23 protein-coding genes are annotated in these 22,250 nt (G+C 70.3%); 6 read left to right on the plus strand and 17 right to left on the minus strand.

Going from position 1 to position 22,250, the window contains the following annotated elements; translation table 11 throughout:
• Positions 1-206: 206 nt before the first annotated feature.
• Together MFF01_RS03945 and MFF01_RS03950 are read left to right on the plus strand one after the other, a co-directional pair.
• Positions 207-1,514 (plus strand): glycerate kinase type-2 family protein, encoded by a 1,308-nt coding sequence (locus tag MFF01_RS03945; protein ID WP_238222229.1) that lies wholly within the window; start codon positions 207-209, stop codon positions 1,512-1,514.
• 262 nt (positions 1,515-1,776) lie between these two features.
• Positions 1,777-2,178, plus strand: coding sequence for a DUF1036 domain-containing protein (locus tag MFF01_RS03950; RefSeq protein WP_283207153.1), 402 nt, complete (start codon positions 1,777-1,779; stop codon positions 2,176-2,178).
• Between the two features lie 76 nt (positions 2,179-2,254).
• Here the strand turns inward: MFF01_RS03950 and MFF01_RS03955 are convergent, their stop codons facing one another.
• The gene (locus MFF01_RS03955) at positions 2,255-2,617 is read right to left on the minus strand and encodes a hypothetical protein (RefSeq protein WP_238222230.1); all 363 of its coding nucleotides are present in this window, start codon (positions 2,615-2,617) and stop codon (positions 2,255-2,257) included.
• A gap of 375 nt (positions 2,618-2,992) precedes the next feature.
• Positions 2,993-4,477, minus strand: coding sequence for a methyl-accepting chemotaxis protein (locus MFF01_RS03960; protein ID WP_238222231.1), 1,485 nt, complete (start codon positions 4,475-4,477; stop codon positions 2,993-2,995).
• Here MFF01_RS03960 and MFF01_RS03965 point away from each other — a divergent pair.
• A complete protein-coding gene (locus MFF01_RS03965) occupies positions 4,398-4,580 on the plus strand; it encodes a hypothetical protein (protein ID WP_238223112.1) in 183 nt (60 codons plus the stop codon). The genes MFF01_RS03960 and MFF01_RS03965 overlap by 80 nt on opposite strands.
• Before the next feature lie 329 nt (positions 4,581-4,909).
• Complete coding sequence (pyk, locus tag MFF01_RS03970) at positions 4,910-6,346, plus strand: pyruvate kinase (protein ID WP_238222232.1); 1,437 nt, start codon at positions 4,910-4,912, stop codon at positions 6,344-6,346.
• Between the two features lie 3 nt (positions 6,347-6,349).
• On the opposite strand, the gene MFF01_RS03975 is transcribed toward pyk, so the two are convergent.
• From MFF01_RS03975 to MFF01_RS04045, 15 genes are all read right to left on the minus strand, one after another.
• Complete coding sequence (locus MFF01_RS03975; RefSeq protein WP_238222233.1) at positions 6,350-7,348, minus strand: alpha/beta fold hydrolase; 999 nt, start codon at positions 7,346-7,348, stop codon at positions 6,350-6,352.
• A 6-nt stretch (positions 7,349-7,354) separates the two neighbouring features.
• On the minus strand, positions 7,355-7,939 hold the full coding sequence (locus tag MFF01_RS03980) for a tetratricopeptide repeat protein (RefSeq protein ID WP_238222234.1): 585 nt from the start codon (positions 7,937-7,939) through the stop codon (positions 7,355-7,357).
• 120 nt (positions 7,940-8,059) lie between these two features.
• Positions 8,060-8,185: a type B 50S ribosomal protein L36 gene (gene ykgO, locus MFF01_RS03985; protein ID WP_091972311.1), complete on the minus strand. Its 126-nt coding sequence runs from the start codon at positions 8,183-8,185 to the stop codon at positions 8,060-8,062.
• A 371-nt stretch (positions 8,186-8,556) separates the two neighbouring features.
• Positions 8,557-9,678 (minus strand): photosynthetic reaction center cytochrome PufC, encoded by a 1,122-nt coding sequence (pufC, locus tag MFF01_RS03990; RefSeq protein WP_238222236.1) that lies wholly within the window; start codon positions 9,676-9,678, stop codon positions 8,557-8,559.
• Positions 9,675-10,655 carry a photosynthetic reaction center subunit M gene (gene pufM / locus MFF01_RS03995; protein ID WP_238222238.1) on the minus strand — a complete coding sequence of 327 codons (981 nt, stop codon included), beginning with the start codon at positions 10,653-10,655 and terminating at the stop codon, positions 9,675-9,677. The genes pufC and pufM overlap by 4 nt, the downstream gene beginning before the upstream one ends.
• 16 nt (positions 10,656-10,671) lie before the next feature.
• Positions 10,672-11,496: a photosynthetic reaction center subunit L gene (gene pufL, locus MFF01_RS04000; protein WP_238222239.1), complete on the minus strand. Its 825-nt coding sequence runs from the start codon at positions 11,494-11,496 to the stop codon at positions 10,672-10,674.
• A gap of 112 nt (positions 11,497-11,608) precedes the next feature.
• On the minus strand, positions 11,609-11,797 hold the full coding sequence (gene pufA, locus MFF01_RS04005; RefSeq protein ID WP_238222242.1) for a light-harvesting antenna LH1, alpha subunit: 189 nt from the start codon (positions 11,795-11,797) through the stop codon (positions 11,609-11,611).
• Between the two features lie 13 nt (positions 11,798-11,810).
• Complete coding sequence (gene pufB, locus MFF01_RS04010) at positions 11,811-12,032, minus strand: light-harvesting antenna LH1, beta subunit (RefSeq protein ID WP_056096638.1); 222 nt, start codon at positions 12,030-12,032, stop codon at positions 11,811-11,813.
• Between the two features lie 183 nt (positions 12,033-12,215).
• Positions 12,216-12,431, minus strand: coding sequence for a hypothetical protein (locus MFF01_RS04015; RefSeq protein WP_238222244.1), 216 nt, complete (start codon positions 12,429-12,431; stop codon positions 12,216-12,218).
• A 122-nt stretch (positions 12,432-12,553) separates the two neighbouring features.
• Positions 12,554-14,020, minus strand: a complete 1,467-nt coding sequence (gene bchZ, locus MFF01_RS04020) for a chlorophyllide a reductase subunit Z (protein ID WP_238222246.1) — start codon at positions 14,018-14,020, stop codon at positions 12,554-12,556.
• Positions 14,020-15,615: a chlorophyllide a reductase subunit Y gene (gene bchY, locus MFF01_RS04025; RefSeq protein WP_238222249.1), complete on the minus strand. Its 1,596-nt coding sequence runs from the start codon at positions 15,613-15,615 to the stop codon at positions 14,020-14,022. The genes bchZ and bchY overlap by 1 nt, the downstream gene beginning before the upstream one ends.
• 5 nt (positions 15,616-15,620) lie before the next feature.
• On the minus strand, positions 15,621-16,622 hold the full coding sequence (locus MFF01_RS04030; protein ID WP_238222250.1) for a chlorophyllide a reductase iron protein subunit X: 1,002 nt from the start codon (positions 16,620-16,622) through the stop codon (positions 15,621-15,623).
• The gene (gene bchC, locus MFF01_RS04035; protein WP_238222252.1) at positions 16,619-17,551 is read right to left on the minus strand and encodes a chlorophyll synthesis pathway protein BchC; all 933 of its coding nucleotides are present in this window, start codon (positions 17,549-17,551) and stop codon (positions 16,619-16,621) included. Before bchC ends, MFF01_RS04030 begins: the two co-directional genes overlap by 4 nt.
• 82 nt (positions 17,552-17,633) lie before the next feature.
• Complete coding sequence (locus tag MFF01_RS04040; RefSeq protein ID WP_238222254.1) at positions 17,634-18,836, minus strand: methyltransferase; 1,203 nt, start codon at positions 18,834-18,836, stop codon at positions 17,634-17,636.
• Positions 18,837-18,856: 20 nt separating this feature from the next.
• Positions 18,857-19,726, minus strand: a complete 870-nt coding sequence (locus MFF01_RS04045) for a polyprenyl synthetase family protein (RefSeq protein ID WP_238222257.1) — start codon at positions 19,724-19,726, stop codon at positions 18,857-18,859.
• Positions 19,727-19,833: 107 nt separating this feature from the next.
• Between MFF01_RS04045 and crtD the strand changes: the two genes are divergently transcribed.
• Together crtD and MFF01_RS04055 are read left to right on the plus strand one after the other, a co-directional pair.
• Entirely contained in the window at positions 19,834-21,360 is a 1,527-nt protein-coding gene (gene crtD, locus MFF01_RS04050; protein WP_238222259.1) for a 1-hydroxycarotenoid 3,4-desaturase CrtD, read from the plus strand.
• Positions 21,357-22,217, plus strand: coding sequence for a carotenoid 1,2-hydratase family protein (locus tag MFF01_RS04055; RefSeq protein ID WP_238223048.1), 861 nt, complete (start codon positions 21,357-21,359; stop codon positions 22,215-22,217). Before crtD ends, MFF01_RS04055 begins: the two co-directional genes overlap by 4 nt.
• Positions 22,218-22,250: the final 33 nt, after the last annotated feature.

Genomic DNA, 22,250 nt, shown 5'->3' on the forward strand with positions numbered 1-22,250 from the left:
CAAGTGTCCGGCCGCGCGGGTCGCGCGGCGTGTCCGCGCGATCGCACGCTTGCCGCGACGGCGAGCGTCGGGCACAGCACGTATCGCGGACAAGCGCGGGCACGGCAACAATCGGGCCCGAAGGAATCCGTGCCTTCGAACAACACGATCCGGCGCGGAACGCCGGGCGGCCTCCCTCGACCTCTTCCGCGATACACGGACACGCCATGACCGCGCCCTCCTCCGCCGACCACGCTGCGCCCCGCGCCCTCCTCCTCGGCATCCTCGACGAGGCCATCGCCGCCGCCCATCCTGCCCGCTGCCTCGTGCCGCACCTGCCGGCCCCCGGGCCCGGCCGGCTCATCATCCTGGGCGCGGGTAAGGCCGGCGGCTCCATGGCGGCCGTGGCGAGCCGGTTCTATCGGGAGGAGCACGGCGTCGACGGCAGCCGCATCGTCGGCCTCGCGGTGGCCCGCCACGGCTACGGCGAGGAGGCGCCGATGATCCGCATGGTCGAGGCCGGGCATCCGGTGCCCGATCAGGCTGGCATCGACGCCACCGCGGACGCCCTGAAGATCGCCGCCGATGCAGGGCCCGAGGACGACGTCCTGGTGCTGCTCTCGGGCGGCGGCTCCGCGAACTGGATCGCGCCCGCCGGAGAGCTGACCCTCACGGAGAAGCAGGCCATCACCAAGGCGCTCCTGCGCTCGGGCGCGCCCATCGACGAGATCAACTGCGTGCGCAAGCACCTGTCGCGGATCAAGGGTGGGCGCCTCGCCCTCATGGCCCGCAACGCCCGCTCGATCCTGACGCTCGCCATCTCGGACGTGCCCCACGACGATCCGGCGGTGATCGCCTCGGGCCCCACGGTGCCGGACCCCTCGACCCTGGAGCAGGCCCGCGCCATCTGCGAGCGCCGCGGCATTCCCCTGCCGGCCACGGCCAAGGCGCTCCTCAACGATCCCGTCAACGAAACTCCGAAGGCCGGCGACGCCGCTTTCGCCCGGGCCGAGTACCGCATCATCGCCCGGCCCATCGACGCCCTGGAGGCGGCGGCCGAGGCCGCGCGACGCGCCGGCTACGAGCCGGTGATGCTCGGCCCCGACGTCGAGGGCGAGGCCCGCGAGGTCGCCGCCGAGCACGCCAAGCTCGCCCTCACGTATCGGGCGGACGGCGCCAAGGTCGCGATCATCTCAGGGGGCGAGCTCACCGTTACGATCAAGGGCGAGGGCCATGGCGGCCCGAACCAGGAATACGCCCTCGCCCTCGCCCTCGCCCTCGACGGCGCCCCCGGCATCCTCGGCATCGCCGCCGATACGGACGGCACCGATGGCGGGCGCGGCGAAGCCACGGATCCGGCCGGCGGCCTCGTCGATCCCACCACCCTGGCGCGTGCCCGTGCCGCCGGCCTCGACCCGGCCGCGATGCTCGCCGACAACGACTCGACCCGGTTCTTCGACACCCTCGGCGACCTCGTCCAGCCGGGCCCGACCCGCACCAACGTCAACGATTGCCGGGTCATCCTTGTCGGATAGAAGTATGATCCAACGCCGTACGAGCCCTCCCCCCCCTGCGTGCCAAGAGGCGCATACGCGCGGTGGAGGGGGGGGGGCCCCTCTCCTGGGAGGAGAGGGACAGGGGGAGGTGTGTGACCTTTCCGGACGGTTCGCACACCTCACCCCAGCCCTCTCCTTCCAGGAGAGGGTGCCTGTTCAGCCTGACGCCGGCCCATCAGGCTATCTAAGACAGCCACCGAGCCGATACTCGAATCCTGTTGCCCGTAGAGGGGCGAAGGTTTTGGCAGCCGTGCTTTTCGCGGCCCTCGCGACCCCCGCCCATGCGGATCTGCGCATGTGCAACCTCACCACCAGCAAGGTCGGCATCGCGCTTGGCTACCGCGACACGCAGGGTTGGGTGACCGAGGGATGGTGGGACGTGGCGCCCAAGGGCTGCGAGACCCTGCTGAAGGGCGCGCTGGCGGCGCGGTTCTACTACGTCTACGCCTTGGACTACACACGTGGCGGCGAATGGTCCGGGCGTTCGCTCATGTGCACCAAGGACCGCGAATTCACGATCCGGGGCGTCGAGGATTGCCTGGCGCGGGGCTTCGACCGCAACGGCTTCTACGAGGTCGATACCGGCGAGCAGAAGAGCTGGACGATCCAGCTTACGGACCCGAACCAGCCGCCGGCGCCCTGAGGGGGCAGGGCGTCGCCCGACAGCCGGTTGGCCGAGTGCCGCGCCGGCAGGTGCCCGGACTGTCTCTGGCGGGGCCTCAGGATCGACCGGTCCCGTGCCGCGCGAAGGTGGCGCCGTAGAGCGCCTCGTATTGCCGCAGCAGCGCGTCGATCCGCACGCCCAGCAGCCCCTGAATCTCCCGCATCCGCCGGAAGTCAGCGTTCGTCCCGGCCTGAAGCCCGCCCAGCCTTGTGCGTTCGTCCGGATCCTGCTGTTTCTCCAGGGACCGGCTCGTCTCACGCAAGGCGAGGCCCCTCACGTGCCACTCCGCTGCCTCGAGGGTCGCGACCTGCCGGGCGAGGTGCTCGTTCACATCCATGAGCCGGGCGACGTTCGTCCGGAGGGACCGACGGATGGCGGCGACGTCCGAGGCAGAGATCGCAGCGTCGGAGGGAGCCATGGAATCTCGATCCTCGTTCTCGCTGGACGGCCGGGATAACGATCGGGGGCCATCCGTTAAGGGTTGCTTTAAGCCCTATCGATTGTTCAACTGAAAGAAGAATAACTCTCTTTTTATAGGCAGTGAGTCCGTCTTTTGACGCAAATTAAGGCGACTCTGGTTCGTGCTCTGGCGAATCCTCCTTCGGCACTCCGACGGCGACGGGTCCGTGCCGAGACCATGCGGGTGCCGTTCGCCATCGAATGCGGCCAATGCTCCTTTTGTCGGCACGTTCCACGAGGCGAACCCGCAGGCGAGTGCCATCGGGGCAATCTACGGGCGTCTCGAGGCTACGCCGGCGGCCGGAGACGGCGTGAGCCTACCGGCCGGCCGGGTTCAGCGGGCGAGGACGCGGACGGCATCCTTCGTCGTATCGACGGCCCGGGAGACCTCCTCAATGGAGCCGGTGATCGCGAGGGCGTCGCGCGCGATGGCCTGGACCGCCTGGGCCGCCTCCTGCATGCTCGTCGACATCTCGCGGGTCACCACGCTCTGCTCTTCGATGGCGGCGGCGGTGTTGACCACGTAGTCGCGCATTGTCCCCACCGAGCCCTGGATGGTCTCGAGGGCGCCGGCGACCTGCTCCGACGCCCCCTGAACGCCGTCGATCTCCCGCGAGATCTGATGCGTGGCCTGGGCCGCCTGAGCCGCGAGGGTCTTGACCTCCTGCGCCACCACGGCGAAGCCGCGGCCCGCCTCCCCGGCCCGCGCCGCCTCGATGGTGGCGTTGAGGGCGAGCAGGTTGATCTGGCTGGCGATGCTCTGGATCAATGCGACGATGCCGGTCATGGCGGTGGCGGTGCTGGTGAGCCGGCGCGTCACGGCACCGGCCGCCTCCACCTGCCCGTGGGCGTCGTCCGTCGCCGTGCGGGCTCGGGCCATGCCGTGGGCGATCTCGTTCACGGAGGCCGCGAGCTCCTCGGTGGCGGCGGCCATGGTCTGGACGTTATGGGCGGTGCTCCCCGCCGCCTGGGTCGCGGATCGTGAATCCTCCGATGAGCGCCGCACCGCGCCCTCGATGGCCCCGAAATTCTGTACGACGAGCTGGTTGAGGTCGCCCAGTAGGGCGATCTGTGTGGTGATGTCGGTGGAGAATTTCACTACCTTGTAGGGGCGCCCGCTGGCATCGAGGATCGGGTTGTACGAGGCCTCGATCCAGATCGTCCGGCCGCCCCTGCCGACCCGTTTGAACTGGCCCGTCTGGGGCTCGCCCCGTCGCAGGGCCTCCCAGAAGGCGACGTAGGCGGGCGCTTCGCGCAGGGCGGGCTCCACGAAGAGGCGATGGTGCTGCCCGATGAGTTCGGGGCGGGTGTAGTCGACGACGGCGAGGAAGTTGTCGTTGGCCTCCAGGATGCGACCGTCGAGGGCGAAGGCGATCACCGCCTGGGACCGGTGGATGGCTTCGATCTGCCCCCGGCGGTCCGCATCCTCGGCTTTCTGTCGGGTGATGTCGGTGGCAAACTTGATGATCCGGTAGGGCTTGCCGGCCCGGTCGAGCATGGGATTGTAGGAAGCCTCGATCCAGATTTCACGGCCGCCCTTGCCGAGGCGGCGGAACTGAGCGGCCTGGAACGTGCCCTGTCGCAGGGCTTCCCAGAACTCGGCATAAGCCCGGCTCTCCCGCAGGACCGGATCGACGAACAGGCTGTGGTGCCGGCCGACGATCTCCTCCGGCTCGTAACCGACCACGTCGAGGAAGTTCCGGTTGGCCCGCAAGATGGTTCCGTCGAGGGAAAACTCGATGACGCCCTGGGATCGCTCGATGGCCGAAAGTTTCGCTGAGGTATCCAGCGAGGTGCGCCGTAAATTCTTGAAGATCATGAGCGGGCGAATTCCTCAATCACTCTTTGTCGGCAACGAGGCTGCCGATTTCTCTCCGGGCGAAGACCCTGTCCGCGCCTTGCTCTTCCCAAAACATTCATGATCAAAAACGTCTCGCTCCGGTTAAGATTTCAGCGGGATCATCCCCTCGATTCAACTTTTAAGAGAGGAATTCTCGCATTGGAGGGCGCGCGCCGCGCTCCGGGCCTGCACTGCGGATACGGAGGCGGGCGTCCAAAGGGCTTGCGTCGGTCCTCGCTCTCAACGGCGGCGGGGCCGCGTTCGCATGTCCACCACGCATCGCACCGTCACGAACGCGATTTAAGCTCGGCGCCGCGTTCTTGACGCGCTGGCCCCATCGGTGCTTGTGGCCCTTCGCTCAATGCCCGGTCGCTCGAAACCGGCGGAGCCTCATTCGGGATGGAGACTCCATTGAAACGTTCGCGCCGCACGAAGATCATCGCCACCCTGGGGCCGGCCTCCGATACGCCGGAGATGATCGAGAAGCTGTTTCGCGCCGGTGCCGACGTCTTTCGGCTCAACATGAGCCACCTCCCCCGCGAAAAGCTGCCCGAGAAAATCGAGGTGATCCGCACCATCGAGCGTGAATTGCGCCGGCCCATCGCCGTGCTGGTGGATCTCCAGGGGCCGAAGCTGCGCGTCGCCGCCTTCGCGGAGGGCGCGGCGATCCTCGAGAACGGTGCCACCTTCGTCCTCGACAGCGATCCGACGCCGGGTGACGTGACCCGCGTGTTCCTGCCTCATCCCGAGATCCTCTCGGCCCTCGAGCCCGGCCACGTCGTCATCATCGACGACGGCAAGCTGCGCCTCGTCGTGACGGAGGTGTCCGAGGGGCGCGCCGTGACGAAGGTGGTCATCGGCGGCCGCATCTCGAACCGCAAGGGCGTGTCGCTCCCCGACACCGTGATCCCCGTCGCCGCCATGACGGAGAAGGACCGGGGCGACCTCGAGGCCGGCCTCAATGCCGGCGCCGACTGGATCGCCGTCTCCTTCGTCCAGCGGCCCGAGGACGTCGCCGAGGTGAAGAAAGTGGCGGCCGGCCGCGCCCTCGTCATGGCCAAGATCGAGAAGCCGCAGGCGCTGACCCGCCTCGAGGAGATCATCGAGGTGTCCGACGGCCTCATGGTGGCGCGCGGCGATCTCGGCGTCGAGATGCCCCTGGAACAGGTGCCGGGCGTGCAGAAGCGCATCACCCGCGCCTCCCGCCGCATGGGCAAGCCCGTGGTGGTGGCGACCCAGATGCTCGAATCCATGATCACCGCGCCCGTGCCGACCCGCGCCGAGGTCTCGGACGTGGCCACCGCCGTCTACGAGGGGGCGGATGCCGTGATGCTCTCGGCCGAGAGCGCGTCGGGCGCCTTCCCCATCGAGGCGATCTCGATGATGAGCCGGATCGCCGAGCAGGTTGAGCGCGACGCCCTCTACTGGACCATCCTCACGGCCCAACGCTCGGAGCCCGACGCCACGGCGTCCGACGCCATCGCGGCCGCCGCCCACCAAATGGTGGACGCCCTGAACCTCACGGCGATCATGGCCTGGACCCATTCGGGCTCCACCGCCCTGCGGCTGGCGCGCTCGCGGCCCAACGCCACGATCATCGCGCTTACCCCGAAGCGCGAGACGGCGCGGCGCTTGGCCCTGTGCTGGGGCACCCACCCCATCGTCACCAACGACGCCAGCGATGTCGACGACATGGCGTTCCGGGCGGCGAAGTTCGCCGTGCGCGAGCGTTTCGCCGATATCGGCGACCGGGTGATCGTGGTGGCCGGCGTGCCGTTCGGAACGCCGGGCGCGACGAACCTCGTGCGCATCGCCTTCGTGACCCGCGAGCACGCCGCCAAGGCGTGAGATCTACCGGCCGACCGGGTTCCGCTCCGCCGTGACCCGGTCGGCCAGCCGCGCCACTTCCGCCGCCAGGGCGTCCACGGCGACGTATTGGAGCATGTGCCCGATGCCCGGCAGCAGGACGAGGCGGGCGTTCGGGATCGCGGCGGCCAGCGGCACCGCTTGCCGCTCGGCGGGGACCGCCGCGTCGGCGTCGCCCGCGATCACCACGGTCGGCACCGTGAGGCCGGCGTAGCGCGGCGCCTGGGCCGCCAGGGCGGCGGGCAGGCCCGCCAGATCCCGGAGGTTGGCGGCGATCGAGCCGGGCCGCAGCACCAGGGCAGCGCGGCTGCGGGCGAGGTAATCCGCCGGTGCGTCTTGCGGCCGGAACACCGCGCCGCCGGCGCGGGAGAGGTAGTACAGCCCCACGGGCGTCGCCACGGTATGGCTGATGAGCCAGGTCATCGGCGCCCACAGGGCGAGGCGGTAATACCATGGGACCGCGCCCATGCGCGGATACGGCATCGCCACGGGGGCAGCGAGGACGAGGCCCGCCACCCGCTCGGGATGGTCGAGGGCGATGGCGGTGGCGAGCGCCCCCGACCAGGAATGGCCGAGCACGATGGCCGGGCCGACCCGCATCTCCGCCAGGGCCGCCGCGATGGCGTTGCCCTGGGCGGCGGGGCTCGCCATTTCGACGCCGCCGAGGCGGTCGCTCCAGCCCGAGCCCGGCCGGTCGAACGCAATGACCCGGAACCCCTCCGCCGCGAGGCGGCGCCCTACGCCTTCCATTGGATCGGAGGCGTTGGCCGAGGCGCCGTGCAGGAGAACGACGGTGCCGCGTGCCGATGGGTCCGGCCCCGCCGTGATGCTGGCGAGCCGCCCGCCCGGCACGGGCACGAACGGCCCCTGCGGCGGGTGGCGCCCCTCGATCCATAGGGTGATGAGAAGCGTCGCGAGGGCACTTGCGCCGAGCCCTGTGGCAACGAGGCCGAGCAGCCCCGCGAGCCCTTTCAGAACGATCATGGCGCGCTACAAGTCGCGTCCGTCGACATCGGGGACGAGGCGGTCGATGGCGCCCTGCAGCTTGTCCATGCGCGGATACAGGGCTGCGGCCCGGCGGAACGCCTCCAGGGCGCGGACCTTCTCGTCCCTGGAGAGATAGATCCGCCCGAGGGCCGCCCAGGCCTCGAAATGCCGGGGTTCGATCACCAGGGTGCGCTTGAGGTCGGTGATGGCCCCGTCCTGGTCCTTCAGGAGCCAGAACACCGTGGCCCGTCGGTTCCAGCCCTCGGACCAGCCCGGCTCCAGGGTCGTCGCCCGGTCGAGCAGTTCGATCGCCAGAGGGAAGTCGTGGCCGCTCATGGCCTGGCGCGCCCGCTCCGTGAGAAGGTCGGCCGTGGCGCTGCCTGAACGCCCGAGGCGCTGCTCGATGAGGCGGGCGATGCCCTTGGCCTCGGCATCGTCCTCCGCCGCCTTGAGGCGGGCGTAGAGGTCGTCGAGGCTGATCGCGGCCCGGGGCTTCTCGGCGGGCTTCGCGTCCTGCCCTGGCCGGGCGACCGCAGCGGGCACACCGCCCACGCAAAAAGCCGCGACGAGCGCGGCTTTGAGCAACATCGAAGGTTGTCTCGGAGCTGGGATCAGGTGCGGCATGGGGGGAGCTTCCTCGCCCCGCCCGGTGCCGTCAACCCGCCGCCTTGCCGCGCCCGCCCTTACGGAGAGGCGGGCGAGCGGGCCTCAGCCCTGGCGCGCCTTGAAGCGCTTCTGGGTCTTGTTGATGATGTAGACGCGGCCCTTGCGACGCACGAGCTGGTTGTCGCGGTGACGGCCACGGAGGGACTTGAGGGAGTTGCGAATCTTCATCGGTCTCACGTCGGCCAGGCTCTACGCCCGCCGCCTGTCCAAAGGGTCTCGGGAACGAGGCACCCCGAACGGCGGCCTCGGCGATGTGTGTGGACGCATCGCGGAAAGGCGGTTGCCTTATCAGGATTCGCGACGGGATGGCAAGGCGGCGCGATGCGAATCTGATCCCGCTGTCGTCGGAAACCGCCCGGGGCGGCGGTCATCCTGAGGGCAGGATAGACGGCTGAGGGAACCGGTTTTACGGACCGCCCTGCGATGGCAAGGGCAGCGCCCCCCGAAGGGCTGCCGCCCCTGAAACACAAGACGGCCGCCGGGCGGTGCCGGCGGCCGTTTCGTCGATTGGAAGCAGGGTCTCGGCCCTGCCGCCATCTTCAGGGCTGGGGAGCGGCCGGCACCGCGGGCGGCGTCTCCGCAGGGGGGGTGTCTGGCGCCGGTGCCGGCGTCTTGACCACATCCGCCACCGTCACCTTGGTCAGCTCCGGATAGGCGTCCACCACGTGGGCGCCGTTCAGCGGTTTGTTCTGGCCGTTATGACAGGTGGTGCAGTTCACCTTCGGCACGTCCCCGAGCACGCCCAGCCGGTTCCTCGGGAAGGTCGAGGTCAGGGGCTCCATGAAGTTGCCGTTGATGTCCCGCACCATCCGGATGCCGTGCCAGGCGGTGGTGCGCTGGGGCGTGCTCTGCTGCCAGTTCGAGATGGCCCGGGTGTTGTGGCAGAAGGTGCAGTTGACCCCCAGCCCTTCCGACATATGGATCATCAGGCCGTAGGTCTTCTCCGCGTCCTGGATCGGCTTGCCCTTAGAGGTCGGAAGCGCCGTGGTGGCGTTCACCCGGATGGCGTTGTTGTCAATGGACTTGTCGGCGAGGTACTCCGTCAGGCTGTCGTAGGGCAGCGACGCCAGGCCGACCGAGGGGGCGGCCATGTTCTGCCCGTTGTTGCGGGAGACGAACCCCGAGGTGTGGTTCGGGCCGGGGTTGGTGAACCAGATGTTGGCCGGCACCGGCTGGCCGCGGTGGCAGGTGTAGCAGGTGACGCCCGTGCCGCCGACGTGGTTCGCCTTCCAGTCGCTGTTGATGTGCTGGGTCATCTGCAGCATCCGGCGGGCGACGCGCTTCTGGTAGAGGCTGTCGTCGGCCATGTTCTCGGTGTTGTGGCAATAGGTACAGCCCTGCTCCGGCGCGACCCACTCCGTCATCGAGACCATGAGGCGATTGAACTCGTTGGTGGTGAGGCCGCTGAGAACCTTGACGTTCTCGTAGGTCTGTCCGGCGAGTTCGCCGCCTTCCTCCGCCGGGTCGGCGGGGGCGGGCGCCACGTTGGCGTCCCGGATCTCCGCGACTTCCGCCCGGGTGTGGACCTGGTCCATGCCCGTGCCGCGAAAGCCGTTCTGCGTGGTGGTGAGCGGGGGCCGCTCCCAGCCCGAGGTGCCGAACATCGCAATCGTGAGGAAGAAGGCGATGGAAGCCCCGAGGACGACGAAGAAGGTCTTCATGGGGTCCCTCCGGGCTGGCTCAGGGGATCGACGATGGGGCCGTAGACCTGCGGGTAGGCCGGGGCGACGCCGTGCTTGACCGCCCAGAGGTACCAGTTGTCGACCACGGTGCCGGTGAGCAGGATGCCGATGCCGCCCGTCAGGGTGGTGAGGACGGCGAACCACCAGGCCCAGCGGTGGATCGATTCCATGGTGGCGTTGAAGCCCATGGTCCAGCGCCAGAACAGGGCGGCGCGCTCCGTGGCCGTGCCGCGATCGACGATCTGATCGATCTCACGCTCGCCGCCGAAGCGGCTCACCGCCAGGATGGTGCCGCCGTGCATGGCGAACAGCAGAGTCGACCCGTAGAGGAACACGATCGAGAGCATGTGGAACGGGTTGTAGAACAGGTTGCCGTAGCGCAGCGAGAACGCGGCGGTCCAATCGAGGTGCGGGAAGATGCCGAACGGCACCGCCTCGCTCCACGATCCCATCAGCACCGGCCGGATGAAGCCGAGGACGAGGAACAGCCAGATGGCCGAGGCGAAGGCCCAGGGCACGTGGTAGCCGAGGCCCAGCGCCTTGGCCCGGCGGAACAGCCGCAGCCACCACAGCAGCACCGACGCGGTGAGGAAGAATCCCGCGATCAGCCACCACCCGCCCTCGGCCAGGGGCGGCAGGACCCTGAGGCCGTATTGCGGGCGCGGCGGCTCGAGGGCGAGCCAGGGCAGCTGGCGCACGAACTGGACGGGGTCCCAGTTCACGGAGGCCCACATGTTGAGGCCGATGATCTCGAAGGCGATGAGCCCGCAGGCGAAGGACAGCGCGCCGAGATAGCCGATGTAGATCGGGCCGACCTGCGAGTTGCCGAACAGGCCGATGAGGTAGGAGTTGAACGGCTTGCCCCAGCGATGCTTGCCGGAGGGCAGCGGGATGCCGAGTTCCGGCGTGACCGGGCGGACCTGAACTTCCGAGAAGATGTTCTGATAGTAGGCCATGGTTCGGTTCCCCCTCTCAGCGCCAGACCGGGAGATTGAGCCACCAGCCCCACCATTCCGGCCAGCCACGGGTCCAGAACGGGCCGCTGATGACGATGCAGACGGCGCTCCAGAAGCCCGCCGACAGGGCGAGGAACAGGCCGAGCCGGTGGATGCCGAGGGTGCCGATGGAGTACCCGATGGTGTCGCGGAAGAAGGTGTCCTCGTGCTCGGGCGTCTTCACGACCTCGCCCTTGCCCGGATTGGTCGAGGACAGGATCAGGGCGCCGTGGAGCGAGAGGGCCAGCGTTGTCGTGAAGAAGAACGACACCGCCAGCATGTGTGCCGGATTGTAGTGGAAGTGCAGATACTGGTAGCCGGTGTTCGACACCCAATCGAGATGGCTCAGGATCCCGTAGGGGAAGCCGTGGCCCCAGGCGCCCATGAGCAACGGGCGGATCACCACGAGGGAGACATAGGCGAAGATCGCCATCGCGAAGGCGAAGGGCACGTGGTAGCCGATGCCGAGCTTGCGGCAGATCTCGACCTCGCGAAGCGCCCAGGACGAGAACGCCCCCACCGCGCAGAAGGTGATGATCTGCCAGAGGCCGCCCTCCTTGAGGGGGGCGAGGGCCAGGCCGTATTTCAGGTCGGGCGGCGCGATGTTGATCTGCCAGATATTCCAGGTCGGGCCGAGGGCCGCGCCGTAGAGGATCAACGCCGTGCCGAGCACGGAGAAGAACAGCGTCGTGACGCCGAAGAAGCCGACGTAGAACGGCCCCACCCAGAAATCGAACAGGTCTCCGCCGACGAGCGTGCCGCCGCGGACGCGGTATTTTCGTTCAAAACTCAGCATCGCCATTGCGAAACCCTCCCGGCGCCACGGTTCGTGTCGGGTTTTTTTGGGAGTGGCGCGGGCGGGGGCCGATAAGGATCGGCCGCCCGCCCGCTGACCTTGCTCGAGGGTGTGCCCGTCAGGCGGGCATCGTCGGCAGGACGAGGCTCTGGGCGGCCGCCGCGCGCGGGGCCTTCGGGCCTTCCAGCCAGTTGAACCGGTCGGTGCTGAGCAGGATGAAGTGGATCAGCAGGGCCAGAACGAACAGGAACGTGAACAGCGCCACCAGGGTGCGGCGCGGATCGAACAGGAGCCAGACCTTGTGCATGGATGCGTCCTCCTCAGGAAATGAGCGAGGCGACGGTCTGGGCCGCCGTCTCCAGGGCCGCGTAGCCCTTGGGTCCCGGCAGCCACGGGCGCCACATCCAAACGAGGATGTGGGCGACCACGGCGATCGCCGTGAAGATGATGAAGCTCGTCAAGAAGATCGCGTGGAACTCCTTGGCTTCGGGTTCCGTCAGCCCGGACAGGCTGCTCGGTTTCTCGACTATGCCGTTGGCCATCGGTTCAACCTCCGTGGGTCTGGCCGCGCTCGAGCGCGGCGGCTGTCGCCGGGATCCTCCTGGATTTCGGCGGTCCTTCCCTCCAGTGCGGATGGGAGGTCGGTGATGGGCCGGCCGCGAGGGCCGTACCCGGAACGGTGAGTCATCCCAGGACGACGCGGGTCATCCCATGAAGACGCAGGGTCACCCCATGAAGACGAAGGGGATGGCCGAGACCGCCATGCTGCGCGCCTCGGCGAAGACCGAGCGCCGCTTCGGCGCGATCCCGACGGGGTGGGCCGGCATCACCCGCTGGACGCAGGCCGCGGCGAGGAAGAACGGATAGGTCGCCGCCAGGATCAGGCGGAACTGGACCGCATCCTGATGCAGGCGGGACACCGGATTCAGCGAGCGTTGCATGGGGCACGTCTCCTGTGGGCGGTTCGCGGCGGGTCGCGCCCCGGACGGGGCACCGACGGCGGGCAGGGACCGGGTGGACGGCGCCGCGCCGTTCCAGCCGGAAAGGGAGTGGGTGCGCGCGCTCATGCGGCGGCTCCGAGGGCCGTGTCGGCGCGGGCGCGTGCCACGTGATCGGGGGTGACCCGGGGGGCATCCTCGCGGCGCGCGGCGCGCTCGGCGGCATCCCGCAGGCGCTTGGCCGCCGAGATCCGCACCAGCACCGGATGGGCGTCGACGAGGGCGTCGAGATCCGCACGCGCCGCCTCGTCCCACGGCAACGCGCGGTGGAGCCGCCCCGGCGTCGCCTCGACGGCATCCATGTCGCGGGCGAGTGGCAGGATGTGGAAGAGCATGTCGAACAGGGCGTTGCAGACCTCCTGGACGAGGTAGGTCGCGCCCGAGTAGCCCATGAACGGCGTGCCGGTGTGACGCCGGATGATGGCGCCGGGAAACGAGGCCGGGACGAAGATCGCCCGCGCGCCGGCCTCGGCCGCGTACATTCGCTCGTTGAAGGACCCGAACAGCACCAGGGGCGGGTTTTTCGCGATCATCTCGCGAATGGCGGCATTGTCGGTTTTGGCGCCGGCCTTGCGGGACTCCGCGAAATGGCAGGGCAGGCCCATCTCGTCCTCGAGGAAGTGCCGGACGCCCCGCGCGTAGGTCTCGGAGGCGACGATGCCGAAGCTCGCCGTGCCGAAGAAGTCCTGGGTCACGGAGCGCCACAGGTCCCAGACCGGCTTGATGGTGGTGTGCTTCTCGCGCTCGATGAACGGCTCGGGGTCGAGGCCGAGGATCTCGCCCAGCGAGCGCAGGAACTTGGTGGTCGAGTGGATGCCGATGGGCGCCTGGAGGTAGGGCCGTTCCAAGGCCTCGCAGAGGAGCCGGCCGAACTCGCGGTAGAGGCAGATGTTGGCGTCGGCGTTCACGAGCTTGGGCACGTCGGCGAGATGCGCGCCCAGCGGAAACGCGAGGTTGACCTCGGCGCCGATGCCCTCGACGAGGCGACGGATCTCGGCGAGATCCGAGGGCATGTTGAAGGTGCCGTAGGCCGGGCCGATGAGGTTGACGCGGGGGCGCTCGCCGGCCTTGCGCTCCGGTCTTGCCGGGATGCCCTTCCTGGCGAACTTCCGGGCACCGTATTCCTGCCAGAGCCAGGCCATGGCCCGGTCGGCGGCCTGCCACTGGTCCTCATCGATGGTGCGCGGCAGGAAGCGCTGGAGGTTGGTGCCCTCCGGGGTCACGCCGCCGCCGATCATCTCGGCGATGGAGCCGGTGACGACGACGCTGGGCTGGCCCGGATCGAGGGTCGCATGCGCCCGCTTCATCGCGGCTTCCGTGCCGTGGCGGCCGAGTTCCTCCTCCGCCAGGCCCGTGACCACGATGGGCAACTCGTGCGGCGGCAGGGCATCGGTGTAGTGCAGCACCGAAGTGACGGGCAGGTTCTCGCAGCCGACGGGGCCGTCGATGACCACCTGGAGGCCCTTGATGGCGGTGAAGACGTAGACGGCACCCCAGTAGCCGCCGGCCCGGTCGTGATCGAGGACGAGCATCAGGCCATCTCCCCGATCGGATCATGGGCGGACTTGCCCCGGGGGGCGCTGGCCACCGCCTTGCGCAGCTTCGGCACGTCTTCCCAGATGCCGGCGCTGTGGCCCTCGCCGACGCCGGCGAAGAAGTCCCGCATGGTGTCGAAGCGGTGCCGGTTGCCGATGGCCGCGTTGATGACCTTGGCGAGCGACCCGGCGCCCGCGACGCCCATGAGCGGGCGGGCCGAAATGAGATTGGTGAAGTAGAGCGCCGGGATCGCCAGGGCTTTCGCCTTCTGGACCACCGGGGTGGTGCCGATGGCGAGATCCGGCCGGAAGTCGAGGAGGGCGGCGAGATCGTCCTCCAGGGAGGCGCGGAACCGGACCGTGACACCGCGGGCCTCGAGCCAGTCCCGGTCGGCCTCGGCATAGGGGGTCAGCGGGCAGGCGGTGCCAACGTAGCGCAGATCGGCGCCGCTCTCGACGAGGAGACGCCCGACGAGCAGCTCCGAGCCTTCGTAGCCCGACAGGGTGATGCGCCCTTTGATCGGCATCGCCGCGAGCGCCCCCCGGATCATCGGCAGCATCCGGTTCTTGGCGGCCTCGACGACGGTGCGGGGGACGGCGCAGGCCTCGCCGATGCGGTCGAGCCAGTCGGCGGTGCCGTCGTGGCCGACGGGCGCCGAGCCGATGATGGGGCGTCCCGCCGCCTCGAACTCGCGGATCGAGGCGGTGTAGAACGGGTGGATCGCCGCCACCGCCGCGCCGTCGAGCGCCGCGTAGAGTTCGCGCCATTCCCGCGTCGGGACGACGGGGCCCGCCGCGAGGCCGAGGGGTTCGAGGAGCCCGCCGATCACCACGGGGTCGGCGGGGAACATCTCGCCGAGCAGCGTCACCGTGGGTCGCTCGGAGCGGCCGGCGCGGGGCGCCTGCACCGGCCCCTGCTCGGCTTCCGTGCGGGCGAATTTCAGCATGGCGCCGGCCAGAACGTCCTTGGCCTCGGCGTGGGTCGGCACCCCGAAGCCCGGCACGTCGATGCCGATGATGCGCACCCCGTCGATCTGTTTCGGCAGGAGCCGCAGGGGCACGCCGGAGGCCGTGGGCACGCACAGGTTGATCACCACGACGGCGTCGTAATCGGCGGGTTTGGCCACATCGAACACCGCCTCGCGGATGTCCTCGAACAGCTTGCCGGTGACCAGGGTCTCGGAGTTGAACGGCACGTAGCCGACGCTCCGCTTCGCCCCGTAGAAATGCGAGGTGAAGGTCAGGCCGTAGACGCAGCAGGCCGACCCGGAGAGGATCGTCGCCGTGCGCCGCATGCGCAGGCCGACGCGCAGGGAGCCGAAGGCCGGGCACATGCTCTGCGGCTGGTCGTGCGGACCTTTCGGATAGTCCTTGGCATACTGGTCGAGGGTCTCGCTCATGCCGGCGGCTTTGGCGGCCGCCGTCATGGCGTCCTTGCCGGCGTGGCACCCGAGGCCGTCGCCCTTGGCGGCGGCGAGGTTCACCACCTCGGCCGGAACGGCCGGGGCCGCCAGGGTCGAGGCCGGGCGTTCCTTGTCCGCGCGGAGAATCTGGCGGGCGCGGAGATCGGCGATGTCGAGGGTGACGGCCATGCGCGTCAGACCTCGTCGTAGACGACTTCGAGGGACGGCTTCACGACCTGGGCCGTGCCGCACATATCCTCGAAGGTGGCGGGAACCAGGGTGACGCCCCGGCCCACGGCCTCGCCCTTGAACAGGCCGAGCAGCCCGTCCTGAGAGAGCGGCGTCGGATGGTTGGCCGCCGCGTCGTGGACGTTCCGGGCGAGATCGGCGAACAGCCCGCCCCACGGGCTCTCGGGCCGGCCGATGATCTCGTAATTCGCGCTCTTCTTGCGGATGTCGTCGTCGGCCGGGATCGAGGCCAGGATCGGGATGCCGACGGCGGCCGCGAAGGCCTGGGCCTCGCCGGTACCGTCGTCCTTGTTGATGACGAGACCGCCGACCCCGACATTGCCGCCGAGCTTGCGGAAGTATTCCACCGCCGAGCAGACGTTGTTGGCGACGTAGAGCGACTGGAGGTCGTTGGAGCCGACGACGATGACCTTCTGGCACATGTCCCGGGCGATGGGCAGGCCGAAGCCGCCGCAGACCACGTCGCCGAGGAAGTCGAGCAGGACGTAGTCGAAGCCCCATTCGTGGAAGCCGAGCTTCTCCAGGAGTTCGAAGCCGTGGATGATGCCGCGCCCGCCGCAGCCGCGCCCGACCTCCGGCCCGCCGAGTTCCATGGCGTAGACGCCGTCGCGCTTGAAGCAGACGTCGCCGATGGCGACGGCTTCCCCGGCGAGCTTCTTCTTCGTCGAGGTCTCGATGATCGTCGGGCAGGCGCGGCCGCCGAAGAGCAGGGACGTGGTGTCGCTCTTGGGGTCGCAGCCGATGAGCAGAACCTTCTTGCCCTGCTGGGCCATCATGTAGCTGAGGTTGGCCAGCGTGAACGACTTGCCGATGCCGCCCTTGCCGTAGATCGCGATGATCTGCGTCGCCTTGGTGGCGGCCACGGGCACGGGGTCCGGCTCGATGCCGGCCTCGGCGCGCAGGGCCTCGGATGCCTTCAGGGCGGCGCCGTTCAGCTGCATGTTCATGCGGCACTCCAATCCAGGATCATCTTCAGGCAGGCGGGCTCGCCGAAGGCCGTGCGATAGGCTTGCGCCGCGTTGGCGGCGGGCTGGCGATGGGTGACGAGACCGTCGAGGGACAGGCGCCCCGAGGCGACGAGGGCCGTGACGGCCGAGAGGTCCTCCGGCTTCCATTGCGCCGCGACCCGGATGCGGGCCTCGCGCAGGAAGGCGGGGGGAAAGCTGAAGGCGAGGGGCGCCTCGTAGAATCCGGCGAGCACGATCTCGCCGCCGGCCCCTAAGCGCCCGATCAGGGTGTCGAGGAGGCCGGCATCGCCGCTGGCATCCGTGATGGTGGCGTAGTCGCGTCGCGTGTCGGCCTCCGGGTGGAGTACGGCGTAGCCTTCGGCTCCCCCGGCGCGGATGGGATCGGTTTCCCACACCACCGGGGCGCCGCCGGCCGCCACGGTGAGGCGGGCCAGCAGCCGTCCGAGCACGCCGTGACCGACGATGAGGGAGGGGCCGGACGCGACGGCGCCGAGGGCGTGCCGGGCCGTCGCCGCCAGGGCGAACAGGATGCCGCGTTCACCCAGGGCGGGGTCGAGGGGCACGAGGCGGGCGCCGGCGCTGACGAGATGCGAGGCCGCCCCCCCGAACAGGCCGCGCACCGGCCCGAAGCAGCGAGCGCCCGGCACGAACACGGTCTGCCCGACCCGGACGCCGGATTCCGCCCCGGCCTCGATCACGGTGCCGATGGATTCGTAGCCCGGCACCAGGGGATAGCCCATGCCGGGAAACGTCGGCATCCGGCCCGACCAGAGCAGGCGTTCCGTGCCGGTGCTGATGCCGCTCCAGGCGACCGCTACCACGGCGTCGGCCGGGCCGGGGGCATCGAGGGTGAGGGTGGCGAGGGCGATCCGTTCCGGCTCGCGGAGGACGATGGCACGCGCTCGCATGATTCCCGCCTCCCCTCGTCGCGGAAGCCGTCGAAGTGCGGCCCATATGTCATCCTAGATAGACACTGCTATTCGTCAAGCATTACTTACACAATGGAGTGTCCAATCGACGCGACACCAGCAGTCGGGTCAGGAGCGGGCGACGCGTCGCGACCTCGCGGATTTCACCGAAGCCGGCCTCGGCGAGGAGCCGGGCCAGCTCGGCGGCGGTGCGGCAGCGGCCGGTGCCCATGGCGAGGAGGTAGAAGCCGAAATAGGCATCGGCCATGGCCTCGGCTCCGGGTGTGCCGGCCATGGGTTCGGCGATGAGGAGGGTGCCGCCCGGGGGCAAAGCCGCGTGGACGGCGCGCAGGAGGGCGCGGACCTTGGCATCGTCGTGGTCGTGGACCACCCGCACGAGGGAGACGAGGTCGGCCCCGTGCGGCAGGGGATCGTCCGGGAAGGCGCCCCCGAAGGTTTTTGCGCGCGCGTCCAGGCCCGCTTCGGTGAAGGACGTCTCCGCCCGCGCCGCCACGGCTGGCAGGTCGAACAGCATCAGGTCGAGGCCGGGCGCGCGGCGGGCGGCCGCCTTTAGGAAGGCGCCCTCCCCGCCGCCGACATCGAGGATGCGGCGATGATCCCGCAGCGGGTAGGCGTCGAGGATGTCCCCCGCGATCAGGTCCTGCGACGCCCCCATCAGGGCGCCGTAGGCGGCGACCGGTTCCGCGTTCGCGGGATCGCCGCGCGCCGCCTCCGCGTAGGCCCAGTAGCGCGACAGGTGGGTCGGGCCGGTCTCGCCGCGCAGGAGCGCGACGGGGTCGGCGAGATCCGCATAGAGCAGCGCGTGATGCTCGATCATCGCCGCGACGGAGGGATTGCCGATGAGCGCGGCGCCGAGGTCGGCCAGGGCGAAGCGGCCGTCGGGCAGGCGGACGAGGAGGTCGAGGGCCGTTGCCGCCTTGAGAAGGCGTTCGGCCCGGGCCGGTGCGAGGCTGGTGCGGGCGGCCACGGTCTCCGGCCCCAGGGGCGCGTCGGCGAGGATCCGGAACAGGTCGAGGCGCACGCAGGCGAACAGGGTCTGCGAATAGACGAAGCCGGCGCAGAGATCGAACAGGGCCTTCGTGTTCGCCCGGGCGATCCGCTGCGTCAGGGGAAAGCCGGCGGCCCAGCGCTGGAAGCCGGGCCTGGCGATGGTGCGGGTGCGGAAGGCCCGCCAGCGCGCCCGCCACGAGTTCTTCTGGGGGGGGCCGTCGTTGCGGCGCTCGTCCAGGCTCGCGGCCGAGGCGGTCCCTGGCGGGGGGGCCATGATGGTCGCGCCGTCCGCCGTCAGGCCAGTTCCCGCACGAGGCCTGCCGGAAGGAACAGCCGGGTCTGCGCCTCGATCTCGGCCCGCAGGGCATCGGCGCCGGGGCAGGCCGGGATCACCTCCACGGCCTCGCGGGCGAGGCGCTTGAGGCGGGCGAGGGCCCCGCCCATGCCGAGGAGGGCTGCGGCGTTGGGCCGGCCGAGGGTGGCGTCGCGGCCGACCGGCTTGCCGACCTCCTCCTGACGGCAGGCGACGTCGCGCAGGTCGTCGGCGACCTGATAGGCCTCGCCGAGGCATTCCCCGAGGAGGCGCCACGGCAGGGCCGGTGCGCCGGCCGCCGCCGCGCCCGTGACGGTGGCGGCGGCGAACAGGGCGCCGGTCTTGGCCTGCTGGTACTCGGAGAGGGCCACGGTGGGCTCGGATTCCCAGGCTTGGCCGGCTACGATGCCGTTGGGCGAGCCGACGGCGCGGGCGACGAGGCCGACGAGGGCAGCCAGCCGCTGGGGTGAGCGCGCCGCGCCGCGCGCCAGGGTCTCGAAGGCCGAGACGATGAGGGCATCTCCCGTGAGCACCGCGAGAGGCTCGCCGAAGGCCGCGTGGACCGAGGGCTGGCCCCGGCGCAGGGGGGCGTCGTCGAAGCACGGCAGGTCGTCGTGCACGAGGGAGGCGCAGTGCAGCAGTTCGATGGCCGCCGCCGCCGCGTCCGACGCCGCCGGATCGTCGTCGCCGCAGGCCCGTGCCACGGACAGGCAGAGGCGCGGCCGGATGCGGTGACCACCCGGGAACACGGCGTAGCGGATGGCCTCGGCGAGGAGCGGCGGAGCACCGGGGGCCTCTGCGTGGGCGACGGCGGCGTCGAGGGCACGTTCGATGCGACGGTTGGCATCCATCTGACGTCTCTCCCGAATGCTGAGTGTCTTTTTAACTTGCCATTTGAAAGTGTCAGATAATATTGACACTCGTCAAGGTGCGGTTTCGACGACGAAGGAGCCGACACGTGCGGGTGGTGGTGATCGGGGCGGGGATCGGTGGTCTGACGGCGGCCCTGCGGCTCGCCCATGCGGGCCTCGACGTGACCGTGTTGGAACGGGCCGCGCATCCGGGCGGCAAGATGCGCAGCGTCCCCGTCGAGGGTCGGGCCGTGGAGGCCGGACCCACGGTGTTCACCATGCGCTGGGTCCTCGACGAGATCTTTTCGGAATGCGGCGCCAGCCTCGACGACCGTGTGGTGCTCAACCCGGCGGCGATCCTCGCCCGGCATGCCTGGGGGCCGGACGGCCACCTCGACCTGTTCGCCGATCCGCGCGCCTCCCGCGATGCCATCGGGGCGTTTGCGGGGCCGCGCGAGGCCGAGGGCTACGACCGGTTCCGCGCCCGGGCCGCGGCGGTCTACCGGACCCTCGAGGGGCCGTTCATCCGGGGGCAGCGCCCGAGCCCCTTCGCCCTCACCCGCCGGGCCGGCTTGTCGGGGCTTGGCGATCTCTGGCGCATCCAGCCCTTCACCACCCTGTGGTCGGCGCTCGGCGACGACTTCGCCGATCCGCGCCTGCGTCAGCTGTTCGCGCGCTACAGCACCTATTGCGGCGCCTCGCCGTTCCGGGCGCCCGCGACGCTGATGCTCGTGGCCCATGTCGAATCACAAGGCGTCTGGCACGTGGCGGGCGGCCTCAGCGCCCTCGCCCGGGCGGTGGCGGATCTCGCCGCCGAGCGCGGCGCGCACCTGCGCTACGGTGCCCACGTGGCGCGCATCGTCACCGACCGCGCCGGCGTCACCGGCGTGGACCTCGACACCGGCGAGCGCCTCCCGGCGGAGGCCGTCATCTGCAACGCCGACGCGGCGGCCCTGGCCGACGGTCTCCTCGGCGCCGAGGCCGCGCGGGGTGCCGAGCCGGTTGCGCCGGGCGACCGCTCCCTCTCGGCCGTGACCCTGTGCATGAACGCCCGCGCCGAAGGCTTCCCGCTCCTGCGCCACACGGTCTTCTTCTCCGGCGACTACGCCGCCGAGTTCGACGGTATCGCCCGGGGACGGCTTCCCGCCGACCCCACGGTCTATGTCTGCGCCCAGGACCGGGGCGATGTCGCGCCCGGGGAATCCGGGGCCGAACGCCTGCTCTGCCTCGTCAACGCACCGGCGGGCGGCACCTTCACCCCTCCGGAGATCGCCACATGCACGAGCGCCCTGCATCGCCGTCTGGGAGCCTGCGGGCTGAGGCTGACGGACACGCCCGCGACGGTGACGACGCAGCCGGCGGAGTTCGGGGCGCTGTTTCCGGGGACGGGGGGCGCCCTCTACGGCCGGGCCTCGCACGGGTGGATGGCGTCGTTCCGGCGGCCGGGGGCGCGGACGGCGGTTCCGGGCCTGTATCTGGCGGGGGGCAGCGTCCATCCGGGGCCGGGGGTGCCGATGGCGGCCCAGTCGGGGCGGCTCGCGGCGGACAGGCTGCTGGCGGACCGGGCCACCGCCCGCGCTTCGACACGCCGGTCGGCCGGGGCGGCTACGTCTGGTGGTATGTCGACGCCCTGAGCGACGACGGCCGCCAGGGGCTGACCATCATCGCCTTCATCGGTTCCGTGTTCTCGCCGTACTATGCGTGGGACCCGAGACGTGACCCGTTCCGGCACTGCGCCGTCAACGTCGTGCTCTACGGGGAGCGGTCGAACCGCTTCTGCATGACCGAGCGCGGGCGCCGGGCCGTGTCGCGGGACGCCACGCACCTCGCCATCGGTCCGAGCGATCTCGAATGGGACGGCACGACGCTGACCATCAACCTCGACGAGGTGACGGCGCCGATTCCCTCGCGGGTGCGCGGCACCGTGCGGGTGCGCCCCACCGGCCTGACGCCGGGCCCGTTCACCCTCGATGCGCGCGGGCAGCATCGCTGGTGGCCGATGGCGCCGTCCTCCCCCGTCGAGGTCGCGCTCACCGAGCCGACTCTGGCCTGGAGCGGCACGGCGTATTTCGACACCAACCACGGCGACACGCCCCTGGAGGACGCCTTCACCAGTTGGACCTGGTGCCGGGCCGACCTCAACCAGGGCGCCGCGATCCTCTACGACGTGCGGCGGCGCGACGGCACCACCCAGAACCTGTCCCTGCGGTTCGATTCCACGGGCGCGCGGCGCGAGATGGACCCGCCGCGCCCCGCCGCCCTGCCGCCCACCCGCCTGTGGCGCATCCCCCGCTCGACCCGCAGCGACGACGGGCAGGCCCGGGTGGCGCGCACCTTCGAGGACACGCCGTTCTATGCCCGCTCCCTTCTGGAGACGCGGCTCTGCGGGCAGGCCGTGCGGCCGGTCCACGAGAGCCTCTCGCTGGACCGGTTCAAGAACCCCCTGGTGCGCCTGATGCTGCCGTTCCGGATGCCGCGCCCGTTGGCGTGACGCGACGCCCTTGGAGCATCCTCCGGCGGGTCA

The organism is Methylobacterium adhaesivum (genome assembly GCF_022179065.1).
Taxonomy (GTDB): domain Bacteria; phylum Pseudomonadota; class Alphaproteobacteria; order Rhizobiales; family Beijerinckiaceae; genus Methylobacterium; species Methylobacterium adhaesivum.